Source organism: Streptococcus sp. OMI870 (assembly GCF_047460295.1).
Taxonomy (GTDB): Bacteria; Bacillota; Bacilli; order Lactobacillales; family Streptococcaceae; genus Streptococcus.
Genome location: NZ_JASHGM010000006.1, coordinates 24,635 through 40,821, shown reverse-complemented (window position 1 = coordinate 40,821; position 16,187 = coordinate 24,635). Strand labels below are relative to the sequence as shown.

Sequence of the window (16,187 nt, the reverse complement as noted above, 5' to 3'; positions counted from 1 at the left end):
AGACAAAAATCAGACAAAACCACATTATAAAAACAAAAAAAGCCTAGAAACGTTGATTTCATAGGCTTTTGGTATATTGTCTTACTTAACCTCTGTAAACACAACGTGTTTGCGAAGTTTTGGTGAGTATTTCTTCAATTGAAGACGGTCTGGAGTGTTACGTTTGTTTTTAGAAGTAAGGTACAAGCGTTCACCAGATTCTTTGTGTTCAAGTGTAATATTTACGCGCATGGTATCTCCCTTCTATTATTCAGCTGATGCAGCTTTAGCGATCTTACGTCCTTTGTAGTATCCTTTAAGTGATACACGGTGTGAACGTGAGTAATCTCCAGTTGCTTCGTCAAAGTTTACAGATGGAGCTGTTACTTTGTAGTGCGTACGACGTTTGTTTTTCTTCGCTTTTGATGTGCGACGTGCAGGTACTGCCATTTCGTTTTTCTCCTTTTAAGATATAAATTCAATTAGGTTTGATTTTCATCAACTGTAACAGTATAACAAAACTTTTTTGTAAAGTAAAGTTACTTGACAAAAAAATTATTAAAAAAAATCTCCTGCCTCATCAAATGGGACAGGAGTTCTCCTTAAAGATCTATTTCAAATGGCTCATCAATCGTTTCCGAAACGTATTTGCCATCCTTTTTTCGTTGCTTGACACATTCTGTCAGCAGGTACTCGATCTGACCATTGACCGATCGAAAGTCATCTTCTGCCCATGATGCGATAGCAGCATATAACTTGGCTGACAGTCTAAGTGGAATTTGCTTTTTCTTTTGATCAGCCATTCTTAATAGAGACTTCCTGTGTTGACAATTGGTTGTGCATCATGATTGCCACATAGAACGACTAGAAGGTTCGATACCATGGCAGCCTTCCGTTCTTCGTCTAGCTCTACAATCTCTCCTTCGCTCAAGCGTTCAAGGGCCATTTCAACCATCCCAACTGCTCCATCGACAATCATCTTCCGCGCATCGATAATGGCAGACGCTTGTTGGCGTTGAAGCATGACAGCTGCGATTTCTGGAGCATAGGCCAAGTAAGTAATGCGAGCCTCTAGAATTTCGAGCCCAGCATCTTTTACACGTGCTTGAATCTCTTCTCGAATACGACTGGCCACGATTTCACTGGAGCCTCTTAGGCTACCCTCATCTGCCTGGCCGTCTCCTGTCGTATCGACATTAGGAGCTACATCATAAGGATAGATGCGGACAATATTACGAAGGGCACTATCACACTGCAATGAGAGATATTCTTTGTAGTTATCCACATTGAAGACTGCTTTAGCCGTATCCACTACGCGCCAAGTAACTGCAATACCAATTTCTACAGGATTCCCTAAGCAGTCATTAATCTTCTGGCGAGAGTTGTTTAAGGTCATCACTTTTAAGGAAATATTCTTTTTACCTGTCTCGATGGAAATATTGTTGCCTTCTGCTGTTTTACTGACAGACATGGGGGACTTGGTGGTGACATCACCACTTTGGCCCAAGCGGGTGTTATTGGCAGGATTGACAGCGACACAGAAGGGATTGACAAAGTAAATACCCGCTTCACGAATGGTTCCAATATAGTTCCCAAACAAGGTCAAGACCAAGGCCTCTTGCGGTTTAATAATTTTGATCCCCGCATAGCACACCAGACTAGCAATAAAGAGAAAAATACAGGTAATAACTCCAATTGCAAGCGGGAAACCTTCTGGTAAACTAGCAATCGCACTAATAAAGGCAAAAACTAAAACAAGATCTCCAACTAGCAAGCCTACAAGGACAGCTAAGCCGTTTTTCTTTTGGGTTAAAATTTTTTCTTCCATGGGACGAGCCCTTCTTTCTTTATGATATCTAAATGATATCACTTTGTTTTTAAAAGTCAAGATATAACTGTAAACTATTTTAGCAAGCAAGCAAGCAATTGAGCTAAATTGTCTGAAAATTCAAGAATTTTCTTCTGTCGTTGGGCCGTAAATTGTGCTATAATAATAGAAAAACGATGAGAGGGAATCAGATGACAGAATTAGATACACGCCATCGTAGTAGTGTCTACGATAGTATGGTCAAATCCCCTAACCGGGCCATGCTTCGGGCAACTGGGATGACAGATGAAAACTTTGAAAAACCAATCGTAGGGGTAATCTCTACTTGGGCTGAAAACACACCTTGTAACATCCACCTCCATGATTTTGGAAAATTGGCAAAAGAAGGTGTCAAAGATGCGGGAGCTTGGCCAGTCCAATTCGGCACCATTACGGTTGCGGACGGGATCGCTATGGGAACACCAGGGATGCGCTTCTCCTTGACGTCTCGTGATATCATTGCGGACTCTATCGAAGCGGCAATGGGGGGGCACAACGTAGATGCCTTTGTAGCCATCGGTGGCTGTGACAAGAACATGCCTGGTTCGATGATTGCCATTGCCAATATGGATATCCCAGCGATCTTTGCCTATGGTGGGACCATTGCACCAGGTAATCTGAACGGCAAGGATATCGACTTGGTTTCTGTTTTCGAAGGGATCGGGAAATGGAATCACGGTGATATGACCGCTGAAGAAGTGAAACAATTAGAATGTAACGCCTGCCCTGGCCCTGGTGGCTGTGGTGGGATGTATACGGCCAACACCATGGCGACAGCGATTGAGGTCCTTGGGTTGAGCTTACCAGGTTCCTCTTCTCACCCTGCTGAATCAGCGGATAAAAAAGCCGATATCGAAGAAGCGGGTCGTGCTGTTGTCAAAATGCTTGAACTAGGTCTTAAACCATCAGATATCTTGACCCGTGAAGCCTTTGAAGATGCCATTACAGTGACCATGGCGCTTGGTGGTTCTACTAATGCGACCCTTCACTTGCTTGCGATCGCTCATGCGGCCAATGTGGACTTGACACTGGAAGACTTCAACGATTTCCAAGAGCGTGTGCCCCACTTGGCGGACTTGAAACCTTCAGGGAAATATGTCTTCCAAGACCTTTACAATGTTGGTGGTGTGCCAGCTGTCATGAAATACCTTCTTAAGAATGGTTTCCTTCATGGGGATCGCATCACCTGTACTGGTAAAACGGTGGCTGAAAACTTGGAAGACTTTGCTGATTTGACACCAGGTCAAAAAGTCATCATGCCACTTGAAAATCCGAAACGTGCGGATGGTCCATTGATCATCTTGAAAGGGAACTTGGCTCCAGAAGGAGCGGTTGCCAAAGTATCAGGTGTGAAAGTTCGTAACATCACGGGTCCTGCTAAGGTCTTTGACTCCGAAGAAGCTGCCATTGAAGCGGTTCTTTCGGATGAAATCGTGGATGGCGACGTTGTTGTTGTCCGCTTCGTAGGTCCTAAGGGTGGTCCTGGTATGCCGGAAATGCTGTCCTTGTCATCCATGATCGTTGGGAAAGGCCAAGGAGATAAGGTGGCCCTCTTGACAGACGGACGCTTCTCTGGTGGTACTTACGGTCTCGTTGTTGGACATATCGCGCCTGAAGCTCAGGTCGGCGGTCCAATCGCCTACCTCCATACAGGGGATTTGGTAACAGTTGACCAAGATACTAAAGAAATTACTATGCACATCTCAGACGAAGAGTTGGCCAAACGGAAGGCAGAAACAACCTTGCCACCACTATATAGCCGTGGGGTTCTCGGTAAATACGCCCACATCGTGTCTTCAGCCTCACGTGGTGCCGTAACCGACTTCTGGAATATGGAACAGTCTGGTAAACAATAAGATATGAAAAAACTCACTTTACGAATTTGTAAAGTGAGTTTTATTGATTTATCTCGGTGGAAGCCCAAGGGCGATGCGCCCATACCGGCTGATTCGTGTAATTTTCCAAGCGGGAGACCAAGTTACTTCGACCTTGACATCCTCAATCCCATCAATTTCTTTTAGGCGAGCGACGATTTCGATAGGCAAACTCTCCGCACAGTCGCATGCGGTATCGGTAAAGGTCATGACTACCTTGCAAGTACCGGTCTCATCTAGATGGATCTCGTAGATAAGTCCTAAGTTATAGACATCTAACTCAACATCTGTATCAAATACAAGCTCCAACTTCTCAATTAATTGTTTCTCTAGTGCTAGGGCACGGTCGTTAATCTTGATATCCTCTCTCATCTCGCTATCCTTTCCCTCTGTATGATGAAAACTATTTTCTCACAATTCCGATCATAAAGCAAGAATAGATCCGTCATTTGACCGATTGAGCCGAACGAAAAACAGTCCAGCCTCCATTTCTCTTCGAATTTGTGGTAAAATAGAGGCAAAAGTAAGACAAAGGATGAAGGCTATGAAATTACAAAAACCAAAAGGAACCCAGGATATTCTTCCTGGCGATTCAGCTAAATGGCAATACGTAGAAGGTTTTGCACGCAAGGTCTTTGCGAGATACAATTATGAAGAGATCCGTACGCCGATCTTCGAACATTATGAAGTCATCAGCCGTTCAGTAGGAGATACGACGGATATTGTCACTAAGGAAATGTATGACTTCTATGACAAGGGAGACCGTCATATCACACTTCGTCCAGAAGGAACAGCCCCTGTTGTTCGTTCGTATGTAGAAAATAAACTCTTTGCGCCTGAGGTACAAAAGCCTAGTAAATTTTATTACATCGGTCCAATGTTCCGCTATGAACGTCCTCAAGCAGGGCGCTTACGTCAATTCCACCAAATTGGGGTAGAATGCTTTGGATCGAGCAATCCTGCAACGGATGTTGAAACGATCGCGATGGCGGCACAATTCCTTAAAGAATTGGGAATTGACAATGTAACCTTGCACTTGAACACTTTGGGAAGTCCAGCCAGTCGTCAGGCATATCGTCAAGCCTTGATCGACTACCTCTTGCCAATGAAGGATCAATTGTCTAAGGATAGTCAACGCCGTTTAGAAGAAAATCCTCTTCGTGTCTTGGATTCAAAAGAAAAAGAAGACAAGGTGGCTGTTGAACAAGCTCCTTCCATCTTAGACTATCTAGATGAAGAAAGCCAAGCACATTTTGATGCGGTTCGTCGAATGTTGGAAGACTTGGGGGTGGCCTATGTCATTGATACCAACATGGTGCGTGGCTTAGATTACTACAATCACACGATTTTTGAGTTTATTACAGAAATTGAAGGCAATGAATTAACTGTCTGTGCGGGTGGTCGCTATGATGGTTTGGTCGAATACTTCGGTGGCCCTGCGACAGCTGGTTTTGGATTTGGGATTGGTCTGGAACGGATTCTTCTCGTCCTTGAAAAGAAAGGCATCGAATTACCGATCGAAACAGGTCTAGATGCCTATATCGCCGTCCTAGGAGATGAGGTCAATGAAGCAGCCCTTAGCTTGGTTCAAGCTCTTCGAATCCAAGGTTTCAAAGTAGAGCGTGACTATCTTGGACGTAAGCTCAAGGCACAATTTAAGTCAGCCGATGTCTTTGCAGCCAAGGCCTTAATTACCTTGGGAGGTAGTGAGGTTGAGAGCGGTCAAGTAACCGTGAAAAACAATCAAACCCGTCAAGAAGTGACAGTTGCTCTTGAAAGCTTGAAGCAGGACTTCCAAGCCGTTTTAGTTGAATTAGGATTAGCATAAAAAAGAGCAAGCCCAGAGCTTGCTCTTTCTGTGTGTTCAGAAAAGATCCGGATTTTCTGCTTTCTAAGAGCATCAATTCCGAACATTTGGTGAAAAGCCAATAAATTTTCAAGCCTTTTATGATATAATGAGAAGATAACAAGTAAAGGAATGAATCAGTCATGACATTAGTTTACCAATCAACACGAGATGAAAAAAATACTGTAACAGCTAGTCAAGCCATCCTTCAAGGTTTGGCGACGGATGGTGGCTTGTTTACCCCCATTGCATACCCTCAAGTAGAGTTAGATTTTAACACCCTCAAAGACGCTTCTTACCAAGAAGTGGCTAAGCTTGTCTTGTCAGCCTTTTTGGACGACTTTACAGCAGAAGAGTTGGACTACTGTATCACCAACGCCTATGATAGCAAGTTTGATACACCAGTCATTGCGCCTCTTGTCAAACTCGATGGCCAATACAACTTGGAACTCTTCCACGGTTCAACCATTGCCTTTAAAGACATGGCCTTGTCTATCTTGCCTTACTTTATGACGACAGCTGCCAAGAAGCACGGTTTGGAAAACAAGATTGTCATCTTAACCGCGACTTCTGGAGACACAGGTAAAGCTGCCATGGCAGGTTTTGCCGATGTTCCAGGTACGGAAATTATCGTCTTTTATCCAAAAGACGGTGTCAGCAAGGTACAAGAGTTGCAAATGACGACTCAAACTGGGGACAATACCCATGTCATCGCCATCGATGGAAACTTTGACGATGCCCAAACCAATGTCAAACACATGTTCAATGATGTGGCCCTTCGTGAAAAATTAGCAGCCAACAAGATGCAGTTTTCATCAGCTAACTCGATGAACATTGGCCGCTTGGTTCCTCAGGTTGTCTATTACGTATACGCCTATGCTCAATTGGTCAAGACAGGTCAAATCACAGCTGGAGAAAAAGTCAATTTCACTGTTCCAACAGGAAACTTTGGAAATATCTTAGCTGCTTTCTATGCCAAACAAATTGGTCTTCCAGTTGGAAAATTGATCTGTGCATCAAACGAAAACAATGTTTTGACAGACTTCTTTAAAACACGCGTCTATGATAAGAAACGCAGCTTCAAAGTAACCACTAGTCCATCGATGGATATCTTAGTGTCTTCAAACTTGGAACGCTTGATTTTCCACTTGGTTGGCAATGATGCCACAAAGACCAAAGAATTGATGGAAAGCCTCCTTGCAACAGGTCAGTACCAATTGTCCAACTTTGATGCAGACATCTTAGATTTGTTTGCGGCTGCGTACGCAGATGAAGCAGAAACTGCCGCAGAGATCAAGCGGGTCTATGAAGCGTCTGATTACATCGAAGACCCTCATACAGCCGTAGCATCAGCCGTTTATCAAAAATACCGGACTCAAACAGGGGATACTGCTAAAACAGTCATTGCCTCTACAGCAAGTCCTTACAAATTCCCAGTTGTAGCAGTAGAAGCGGTGACAGGCGAGACAGGTCTAGGCGATTTCGAAGCCTTGGCCAAATTACACACCCTCTCAGGTGTCCCTGTACCACCTGCTGTAGACGGTCTTGAAACTGCACCGGTTCGCCATCGTACAAGCGTGGCAGCTAAAGACATGCAAGCAGCCGTAGAAGACTACTTGGGACTGTAATTCTCCCTATTAGAAAGATCAAAAGAGCCGTTTGGCTCTTTTATATACTCATGAATTCATACAAAAAAATCTTAAACATCGCCCTTCCTGCCATGGGTGAAAATTTCTTACAAATGCTGATGGGCATGGTGGACTCTTATTTAGTGGCTCACCTGGGCTTGATTGCCATTTCAGGTGTTTCCGTCGCAGGGAATATCATCACCATCTATCAAGCCATCTTTTTGGCACTGGGTGCAGCAGTTGCCAGTGTCATGTCTAAAAGCTTGGGTGAAAAAAATCAAGAAACCATTGCCTACCATGCAACAGAGTCGCTGAAGGTGACCTTACTGTTGAGTGCTCTCTTAGGAGGGGCTTCGCTGTTATTTGGGCGCCAGATGATTTCGCTGTTGGGGACTGAAGCTGCAGTAGCTGAAAGTGGAGGAATTTACCTTTCCTTGGTCGGTGGGACTATTGTTCTCTTAGGCTTGATGACGACCTTGGGCTCCTTGGTTCGGGTGGCCAACAATCCACGTCTGCCTATGTATATCAGCTTGTTAACCAATGTTTTAAATGCTCTATTCTCCTCTGTGGCCATTTTCCTTTTTGGCTGGGGAGTTGTTGGAGCAGCTTTGGGGACTGTGCTAGCGCGTCTGATTGGCGTTATCCTCTTGTGGCAAAAGGTCCAGCTGCCCTTTGCTCCCCTTCGTTGGGGATTGGACCGTAAGCTTTTAAATTTAGCGCTGCCAGCTGCCGGAGAGCGGCTGATGATGCGGGCTGGAGATATAGTGATCATTGCAATCGTGGTCGCTTTTGGTACCGAGGCAGTCGCGGGCAATGCCATTGGAGAGACCTTGACTCAGTTTAACTACATGCCGGTATTTGGAGTGGCCACAGCGACGGTCATGCTCGTAGCACGGAGCCTCGGTGAAGGTGATCTTGAGCAGATTGAGCACCTTCGAAAGCAGTCTTACTGGCTGTCTTTCATGTTGATGTTGCCCATTGCCTTGGGAATCTTTTTTGGGGGCACCTTTCTGACCTATCTCTACACACAAGATGCGAAAGCGGTAGAAGCTAGCCTTTTGGTCGTCCTCTTTTCTTTGTTAGGAACACCCTTTACAGCAGGAACGGTCATCTATACAGCTGTTTGGCAAGGCTTGGGAAATGGGAAACTTCCATTTTATGCAACGAGCATTGGCATGTGGGTCATTCGAATTGGAGCCGGTTATCTGCTTGGAGTAACCCTTGGCTTTGGCCTTCCAGGTGTCTGGACGGGGACGCTGCTGGACAATGGTTTCCGTTGGCTGTTTTTGAGTCAACTTTATAGACGAAAAGTAGGAGAGAGAAAATGACAAAACGAGCCCTTATTTGGGATTTGGATGGGACCTTGCTGGATTCCTATGATGCTATTTTGGCGGGTCTTGAGGAGACTTATGCATCTTATCAGCTTCCGTTTGACCGAGCCAGCATTAAAGACTACATCTTAAAGCATTCGGTTCAGGATCTTTTAGTAGCGGTGGCGGAGGAGCATCATCTGGATGTGACTGACTTAAATCATCGCCGAGCAGAAAGTCTAGCAGAGAAAAATGCCCAGGTCCTTCTGATGGAGGGGGCGCGTGATGTCCTGTCCTGGGCGAAGGATGCTGGGATCGAGCAGTTTGTCTATACCCATAAGGGAGAGAATGCCTTGGTCATCCTACGGGACTTGGGTTTGGAATCTTTTTTTAAAGAGATTTTGACCAGTCAAAGTGGTTTTGCCCGCAAGCCTAACCCAGAAGCAGCCATTTATCTGATGAATAAGTACGAGCTACATCCAGAAAAGATCTACTATATTGGGGATCGGAGCCTGGATATTGACTTTGCAAGAAATAGCCAGATTCAGAGTATCAATTTCTTGACATCAGACTATGAAGGTAATCATCAGATGGAAAGTTTATTAGATATTCCAGCTATTTTAAACGTTGAAAAGAATCTGTAAAGAATTTGTTTTCATTTTGAAACAAAGTCGTAAGCTTTCTTTAAGAAATGTCCGCTATAATAGAATCATAAACAAAGACCTCCTAACTTTGTTTAGAAAAATCCTAAAACTTTTCTTTTTCATAATAATCTCCCTAAGAGTCGCCCAATCAGGCGGCTTTTTTTGTGCGAAAAAATAGTGCAAGCTCTTTTTCTTGCCAGGAGATGAGAAATAGTTTACAATTGACCAATCAATTGTTGATTTATCAAAAAAATAGAGAAGGAATATGGCAGAAATAAATGATTTGCTCTACCAACTACGTTTGGCAGAGCAATCGACTACACAACTCTTTGAAAAGCGGCTAGGGATTAGCCTAACACGCTATCAAATTTTACAGTATTTATTAGAACAAGCACCTTGTAATCAGATCGCGGTTCAGGAGCGCTTGCAGATTGATCCAGCAGCTTTAACCCGGCATTTCAAAATACTAGAAAAGGAAGGATTTGTCCATCGGAGTCGAAATCCAAAGAACCAGCGGGAAATTGTAATCCATCTGACAGATACTGCCTATAATCGTTTGGTTAATCGACCTCCTCGCCATCACTTGGTAGTAAAAGATCAGATGAGCCGCATTTTAAGCGCTCAGGAACAAGAGCAATTTTCTAACTTACTGGATAAATTGGTATCTGGTATTGAACAAATAACAGTTGAATAAAAAGGAGAATCTACGATGTCATCACTAACAATTGTTTTAGCAAGTCTTGCTGCACTGGAGCATTTATACATATTTTATTTGGAGAGCATCCAAACCACATCTGATGCCACCAGTCGAGTTTTCAACATGGATAAAGAAGAACTCGCTCGACCATCTGTGACCTCCTTATTTAAAAATCAAGGAATATACAATGCCTTGATTGGTGTCTTCCTCTTGTATGGATTGTTTGTGTCCAAAAATATTGAAGTCGTTACGATTTTTGTGCTCTTTATTATTGGAGCAGCGGCTTACGGTGCGATGACAGCCAATAAAAAGATTATCTTGACCCAAGGCGGTCCTGCAATTTTAGCTTTGTTGAGTATCCTATTATTGGGATAAAAAGGACGGGCCGCTAGGGCTCTTTGAGCTGATTGTATTAAATTAGTGTAGAAAAAAGTATAAAAAAAGACTAAAAATTTTATTGACTTTCGAAGAAAAAGGGTTATAATGGTAGCAACAGAAAAGTAATGAGTCAGCTATTTTCAGGGAGCTTGTGGGAATTGTGAACAAGCAATAGCGACTGATGAAAATTGGACTGTTATGATCAATGAATTCTAACCCATGTGAATTCGGTTGGCACCCCTTACCGTGCAACTCCTTGATAGAGGAGATAGAGATGTAGGGAAAGACCAGCTATTTTTCCCTATAAAAGAGGTGGCACCGCGGACACTACGCCCTCACACAGTTTTTTGTGTGAGGGCTTTTCTATGTGCCTTAGCAAGCAAAGCGAGCTTAGGCACATTGATCCCAAAGCGCAAACAGAGCGATGGGATAACCTTGACAGCCTTAGCAAGCGACGTTACGATTCATTAGAAAAAGAGTTCTAAAAGAGAGGTTTCTGATATGAAAAAAGTTTTATCTGCTGATGTGTTGAGTCCAATTTTGGCTTATATGCGTTTGGATGCGCCCCATAAAATGATCCTGGAGTCGATCCCTCGTGAAAAAGAGAATGCGCGTTTTTCAATTGTGACCTATCGGCCAGTCAGTGAAGTCAAGTTTGAACATGGCATTCTCTATTACAATGATCAGATTGTCGAAGAGGATCCTTTGAACTTTTTGAATCGCATCACAGTCAAAACGAAAACTTCAGAAGAGCTTCCCTTTAACGGTGGGGCGATTGGATTTGTCGGCTATGACTTGATTGGCCTCTATGAGAATATTGGCTCTATTCCTGAAGATACGATCAGCACTCCAGATCTCCACTTTTTCTTATATGAAAGCTATGTGATTTTTGACCACAAAAAGGAAAAAGTCTATGTGGTGGAAGAGAACCTCTATAGTGGGCGAAGTGAAGCAGAGCAGGCCTCGAGTCTAGAGCAAGTGTTAGAGCAGTTGGCAAGACCTGCAAAGGAAGAGTTTCAGGACAAGGATCTGCATGCTCTTCATTTCCACAATCATTTGGAGAAAAAAGAGTTTGAGGAAATGGTGGCCCTAGCGCGGGACTATATTCGAAAAGGAGATATGTTCCAATGCGTGCTCAGTCAACGTTTTTCAGCTGATTTTTCGGGGAAACCGCTAGATTATTACCGCAATTTGCGTGTGACCAATCCTTCGAATTATCTCTACTTTTATGATTTTGGGGAGTACCAAATTATCGGTGCTAGTCCAGAAAGTCTGGTGTCGGTCAAGGATCGAGTGGTGACGACCAACCCTATTGCCGGCACGCGTCCAAGAGGGATCGATGAAGAGGCTGATCGGCAGTTGGCAGCTGATTTGACAGGAGATCCTAAAGAAGTCGCAGAACACCGCATGTTGGTGGATCTAGGGCGAAATGATATTGGTCGTATCGCTCAAAATGGGACGGTTGAAGTGACCAAATATATGGAAGTGGAATTCTTTCGTTATGTCATGCACCTGACCAGTGTTGTCAAGGGACAATTACTTCCGGGGCTAGCCTCCATTGAGGCTCTGAAGGCAACTCTTCCTGCTGGGACCGTTTCGGGTGCTCCCAAGATTCGGGCTATGAAGCGAATCTATGAGGCAGAAAAAGAGAAACGAGGCGTCTACGCGGGGGCTATTGGCTATCTCTCTGTGACGGGGGATCTCGATTTTGCTATTGCCATTCGAACCATGATCCTCAAAAATAAGAAGGCTTATGTGCAGGCAGGAGCAGGAATTGTTTATGATTCGATTGCTGAAAATGAATACCAAGAAACCGTCAATAAGGCAAAATCGATGACAAGGATTGGAGAAGAAGGATGATTTTATTAGTTGATAATTACGATTCATTTACCTACAATTTAGCACAGTATATCGGGAAATTTGATGAGGTCCAGGTGCTTCGAAATGATGATCCGGATCTGTACCAAGTTGCCCAAGAAGCAGATGCCTTGGTCTTTTCTCCAGGTCCAGGTTGGCCAAAGGATGCGGGCAAGATGGAGGAGATGATCCGAGATTTCGCGGGGGTCAAACCAATCTTGGGGATTTGTTTGGGACATCAAGCGATTGCGGAAGTTTTTGGAGGACGCTTAGGATTGGCCCCTCAGGTCATGCATGGCAAACAAAGCCAGATCCAGCTAGAAGCTCCCTCTCCGCTATATGCGGGTATCGCAAAAGAAGTTCCAGTCATGCGCTACCATTCGCTGACGATTGAAGACATGCCAGAGGAGTTTGTCATTACCTCTCGGACGATGGATGATGGAGCGATTATGGGGATCCAACACCGCAGCTTACCGATTTATGGTTTCCAATACCATCCAGAAAGTATCGGGACACCAGATGGGCTTAAGACCATCGAAAATTTTGTCAAACTAGTCAAGGAGCGGAAGATGAAACAAGTGCTTGCAAAGGTAGCGGAAGGAATAGATCTAACCGGCGCAGAATTAGAAGCGGCTATGGAGGAAGTCGTTGCTGGTCGTGCTTCAGAAGCGCAGGTGACGGCCCTTCTTCTAGGTCTCAAAATGAAGGGAGAAACGGTTGAGGAGCGGACGGCTATTGCAAAAGTGATGCAGGCTTATGCAGTCGCTATTCCTACAGAAGTTCAAGGAGCGATGGACAATTGTGGAACGGGGGGCGATCGTTCTTATAGTTTCAATATTTCAACAACAGCTGCCTTTGTTCTCGCTGGTGGTGGTGTCAAGATGGCGAAACACGGGAATCGCTCGATCTCTTCCAAATCCGGTTCTGCTGATGTCCTAGAAGCTCTAGGGATTAACCTTGATTTGGGTCCAGAAGATTTAGGACGAGTGTTTGAAAAGGCGGGCATTGTCTTTCTATTTGCCAAAAATCTGCATCCTGGCATGCGCTATATTATGCCAGCTCGCTTGGCGCTAGGAGTTCCAACGGTGATGAATTTGACCGGTCCTCTCATTAATCCGATTCCTCTAGAAACCCAGCTATTGGGAACCAGTCGTCCGGATATGCTGGAAAGTACGGCAGAGATTCTAAAGAATTTGGGTCGAAAACGCGCAGTGGTAGTGAGTGGCCCACAAGGTTTGGACGAGGCAGGCCTTGATGGAGAAACCCAACTCGCTATTTTGGAAAATGGACAGGTAACCTTATCCAGCTTTCAACCAGAAGATATGGGAATGGAGCGCATCGAAATTGATCAAGTACGAGGTGGAGACGCTAAACGCAATGCAGAAATTTTGCTCAGTGTCTTGAAGAATGAAGCGAGTCCATTCTTAGAGGTGACGGTCTTAAATGCAGGCCTTGGTTTTTATGCCAACGGCAAGGTAGATTCTATCAAGGAGGGGATTGCCTTGGCACGTGAAGTGATTGCCAGTGGGGCTGCCCTTGAGAAATTGAGATTATTACAGGAGTATCAAAAATGAGTCAAGAATTCTTACCAAAGATTCTAAAGGAAAAGGCGCGTGAAGTGGCTGTGATGAAAGAAGAGGAGCTCCAACCTTTGCGCGAAACTTACCGCTTGTATGATTACCTAAAGAGTCATCCAGATAAGCTTCAGGTCATCGCAGAGGTGAAAAAGGCTAGTCCGAGTCTGGGAGATATTCATGTCGATGTGGATATCGTCGCGCAGGCTAAGACTTACGAAGAAAATGGGGCTGTGATGATTTCTGTCTTGACCGATGAAGTATTTTTCAAGGGCAGTATCGAGTATCTCCGGGAAATATCTAGTCAAGTACGTATCCCCACCCTCAATAAAGATTTTATTGTGGATGAAAAGCAAATAATTCGGGCGCGAAACGCAGGGGCAACCGTGATCTTGTTGATAGTTGCAGCCTTATCAGAGGCTCGTCTGAAGGAACTCTATGAGTTTGCGACCCATCTTGGCCTGGAGGTCTTGGTGGAGACCCATAATCTGACAGAACTAGAGGTAGCTCACCGGATTGGGGCTCAGATCATAGGGGTCAATAATCGCAACTTGGTGACCTTTGAGACAGATCTCCATACTAGCCTTGAAGTGGCGACCAATTTTGAACAAGAACCGGTTTACATCTCTGAGTCTGCTATTTTTACAGCAGCAGATGCGCGCATGCTCGCTCCTTATTTTAATGGCATTCTCGTTGGGACAGCCCTCATGAAGGCAGATAATGTGGCTGAAAAAGTAAAGGAGTTGCAGATTGACAAAGGTTAAAATTTGCGGATTATCCACCCCAGAAGCTGTCCAGACAGCTGTTGAGGCAGGTGCGGATTACATTGGTTTTGTCTTTGCACCAAGCAAACGGCAAGTGACACTAGAGCAAGCTCGGCAGTTGGCTACAGGGATTCCAGAGAGAGTTCAAAAAGTCGGAATTTTTGTATCACCACAAAGAGAAGAAGTGGAGAAAGCTTGCCAAGTTGTGGGCTTGGACCTGATACAAGTGCATGGACCGATGGATGATGCCATCTTGCAAGAGTTTCCCCAACAAACGATTCGCGCTGTTCAAGTGGGGAAAGATGCAGCACTTCCTGATACCAGTGCCGACTATCTGCTCTTTGATGCTCCTGTAGCAGGAAGTGGAGAGACTTTTAACTGGAAAAAGCTCGAAAGTCAAAACGTTACAAAGCCCTTCTTTATTGCAGGAGGCTTGACGGAAGACAACGTAGCAGATGCCATCCGCTTCTTTCATCCTTATGCGGTGGATGTATCCAGTGGGGTCGAGACAAATGGAATAAAAGATCAAGAAAAGATAAAACGATTTATAGAAAGGGTCAAGCATGGCATATAAACAACCAGATCAAAACGGATTTTACGGGCGGTTCGGGGGACGATTTGTCCCTGAAACCTTGATGACAGCAGTTTTAGAATTAGAAGAAGCCTACAGAGAAAGTCAAGCAGATCCTTCTTTTCAAGCAGAATTGGATCAGCTTCTGAAACAATATGTCGGTCGGGAAACACCGCTCTATTATGCTAAAAATCTTACCAAATATGTCGGTGGAGCCAAGATCTTTCTTAAAAGAGAAGATCTCAACCACACAGGAGCTCATAAAATTAACAATGCTCTAGGACAGGTTTTGCTGGCACACCGAATGGGTAAAAAGAAGATCATCGCAGAAACAGGGGCTGGACAGCACGGTGTTGCAACGGCAACGGCCGCTGCTTTATTTGATATGGAATGCACCATCTACATGGGGGAAGAAGATGTCAGACGCCAAGCCCTTAATGTCTTTCGGATGGAGTTGTTGGGGGCAAAGGTTCAATCGGTAACAGATGGGTCGCGTGTCCTCAAGGATGCAGTCAATGCTGCCCTTAGAGCCTGGGTAGCAAACGTGGAGGATACCCACTATATCATGGGATCTGCTCTAGGGCCTCATCCATTCCCAGAGATTGTCCGTGATTTTCAAAGTGTCATTGGCAGGGAAGCTAAACGCCAATTTGCAGAGCAAAATGACGGGGCTCTGCCAGATGCCGTCCTAGCCTGTGTAGGAGGCGGATCGAACGCCATTGGTCTCTTCTATCCTTTTGTAGAGGATACATCTGTTGCCATGTATGGTGCGGAAGCAGCTGGACTTGGGGTAGATACAGACCAGCATGCAGCAACCTTGACCAAGGGACGTCCAGGAGTCCTTCACGGCGCCTTGATGGATGTTTTACAGGATGCCCATGGACAGATTTTAGAAGCCTTCTCGATTTCAGCAGGTCTCGATTATCCAGGGATTGGGCCAGAGCATTCTTATTTCCATGACATCAAGCGGGCAACCTATGTGCCTGTGACAGACCAAGAAGCCCTAGAAGCTTTTCAATTGCTTTCAAAAGTGGAAGGAATCATTCCAGCCCTGGAATCGAGCCATGCTATCGCCTATGCGGTGAAATTGGCCAAGGAGATGGGTCCTGAAAAATCCATGATCGTTTGCTTATCAGGTCGTGGGGACAAAGATGTGGTACAAGTCAAAGACCGCCTAGAACAAGAGAGAGGGGAGTAA

At 44.8% G+C, this 16,187-nt stretch carries 17 protein-coding genes and 1 pseudogene; 13 read left to right on the top strand and 5 right to left on the bottom strand.

Going from position 1 to position 16,187, the window contains the following annotated elements; translation table 11 throughout:
- Window positions 1-81: 81 nt before the first annotated feature.
- From rpmG to QM968_RS09255, 4 genes are all read right to left on the bottom strand, one after another.
- Window positions 82-231, bottom strand: coding sequence for a 50S ribosomal protein L33 (gene rpmG / locus QM968_RS09270; RefSeq protein WP_001265622.1), 150 nt, complete (start codon window positions 229-231; stop codon window positions 82-84).
- A gap of 15 nt (window positions 232-246) precedes the next feature.
- Window positions 247-429, bottom strand: coding sequence for a 50S ribosomal protein L32 (rpmF, locus tag QM968_RS09265; protein WP_003009516.1), 183 nt, complete (start codon window positions 427-429; stop codon window positions 247-249).
- A 152-nt stretch (window positions 430-581) separates the two neighbouring features.
- Entirely contained in the window at window positions 582-782 is a 201-nt protein-coding gene (locus QM968_RS09260; RefSeq protein WP_003011522.1) for a PTS ascorbate transporter subunit IIC, read from the bottom strand.
- 2 nt (window positions 783-784) lie between these two features.
- Window positions 785-1,807: an SPFH domain-containing protein gene (locus QM968_RS09255; RefSeq protein WP_314837045.1), complete on the bottom strand. Its 1,023-nt coding sequence runs from the start codon at window positions 1,805-1,807 to the stop codon at window positions 785-787.
- Between the two features lie 191 nt (window positions 1,808-1,998).
- On the opposite strand from QM968_RS09255, the gene ilvD reads away from it, so the two are divergent.
- Window positions 1,999-3,702 (top strand): dihydroxy-acid dehydratase, encoded by a 1,704-nt coding sequence (gene ilvD / locus QM968_RS09250; protein WP_414383644.1) that lies wholly within the window; start codon window positions 1,999-2,001, stop codon window positions 3,700-3,702.
- A gap of 48 nt (window positions 3,703-3,750) precedes the next feature.
- On the opposite strand, the gene QM968_RS09245 is transcribed toward ilvD, so the two are convergent.
- Window positions 3,751-4,092: a metal-sulfur cluster assembly factor gene (locus QM968_RS09245; protein ID WP_223363937.1), complete on the bottom strand. Its 342-nt coding sequence runs from the start codon at window positions 4,090-4,092 to the stop codon at window positions 3,751-3,753.
- 172 nt (window positions 4,093-4,264) lie between these two features.
- Between QM968_RS09245 and hisS the strand changes: the two genes are divergently transcribed.
- The 12 genes and pseudogenes from hisS (at window position 4,265) to trpB (ending at window position 16,187) form a co-directional block, all read left to right on the top strand.
- Entirely contained in the window at window positions 4,265-5,548 is a 1,284-nt protein-coding gene (gene hisS, locus QM968_RS09240; protein ID WP_414326750.1) for a histidine--tRNA ligase, read from the top strand.
- 161 nt (window positions 5,549-5,709) lie between these two features.
- A complete protein-coding gene (thrC, locus tag QM968_RS09235; protein WP_414383642.1) occupies window positions 5,710-7,194 on the top strand; it encodes a threonine synthase in 1,485 nt (494 codons plus the stop codon).
- Between the two features lie 50 nt (window positions 7,195-7,244).
- On the top strand, window positions 7,245-8,522 hold the full coding sequence (locus QM968_RS09230; protein WP_414383640.1) for an MATE family efflux transporter: 1,278 nt from the start codon (window positions 7,245-7,247) through the stop codon (window positions 8,520-8,522).
- The gene (locus QM968_RS09225; protein WP_414383638.1) at window positions 8,519-9,148 is read left to right on the top strand and encodes an HAD-IA family hydrolase; all 630 of its coding nucleotides are present in this window, start codon (window positions 8,519-8,521) and stop codon (window positions 9,146-9,148) included. The genes QM968_RS09230 and QM968_RS09225 overlap by 4 nt, the downstream gene beginning before the upstream one ends.
- A gap of 265 nt (window positions 9,149-9,413) precedes the next feature.
- Window positions 9,414-9,842 carry a MarR family winged helix-turn-helix transcriptional regulator gene (locus QM968_RS09220; RefSeq protein ID WP_414383636.1) on the top strand — a complete coding sequence of 143 codons (429 nt, stop codon included), beginning with the start codon at window positions 9,414-9,416 and terminating at the stop codon, window positions 9,840-9,842.
- Window positions 9,843-9,857: 15 nt separating this feature from the next.
- Window positions 9,858-10,220 (top strand): DUF1304 domain-containing protein, encoded by a 363-nt coding sequence (locus QM968_RS09215; RefSeq protein ID WP_414383634.1) that lies wholly within the window; start codon window positions 9,858-9,860, stop codon window positions 10,218-10,220.
- Window positions 10,221-10,724: 504 nt separating this feature from the next.
- Window positions 10,725-12,083 carry an anthranilate synthase component I gene (gene trpE, locus QM968_RS09210; RefSeq protein ID WP_414383632.1) on the top strand — a complete coding sequence of 453 codons (1,359 nt, stop codon included), beginning with the start codon at window positions 10,725-10,727 and terminating at the stop codon, window positions 12,081-12,083.
- Window positions 12,080-12,640: pseudogene (locus tag QM968_RS09205) on the top strand (aminodeoxychorismate/anthranilate synthase component II); the annotation flags it as partial. The gene trpE and the pseudogene QM968_RS09205, both read left to right, overlap by 4 nt.
- 9 nt (window positions 12,641-12,649) lie before the next feature.
- The gene (gene trpD / locus QM968_RS09200) at window positions 12,650-13,654 is read left to right on the top strand and encodes an anthranilate phosphoribosyltransferase (RefSeq protein ID WP_414383719.1); all 1,005 of its coding nucleotides are present in this window, start codon (window positions 12,650-12,652) and stop codon (window positions 13,652-13,654) included.
- The gene (trpC, locus tag QM968_RS09195; RefSeq protein WP_414383630.1) at window positions 13,651-14,418 is read left to right on the top strand and encodes an indole-3-glycerol phosphate synthase TrpC; all 768 of its coding nucleotides are present in this window, start codon (window positions 13,651-13,653) and stop codon (window positions 14,416-14,418) included. The genes trpD and trpC overlap by 4 nt, the downstream gene beginning before the upstream one ends.
- On the top strand, window positions 14,405-14,992 hold the full coding sequence (locus QM968_RS09190; RefSeq protein ID WP_414326737.1) for a phosphoribosylanthranilate isomerase: 588 nt from the start codon (window positions 14,405-14,407) through the stop codon (window positions 14,990-14,992). Before trpC ends, QM968_RS09190 begins: the two co-directional genes overlap by 14 nt.
- On the top strand, window positions 14,982-16,187 hold the full coding sequence (gene trpB / locus QM968_RS09185) for a tryptophan synthase subunit beta (RefSeq protein ID WP_414383628.1): 1,206 nt from the start codon (window positions 14,982-14,984) through the stop codon (window positions 16,185-16,187). The genes QM968_RS09190 and trpB overlap by 11 nt, the downstream gene beginning before the upstream one ends.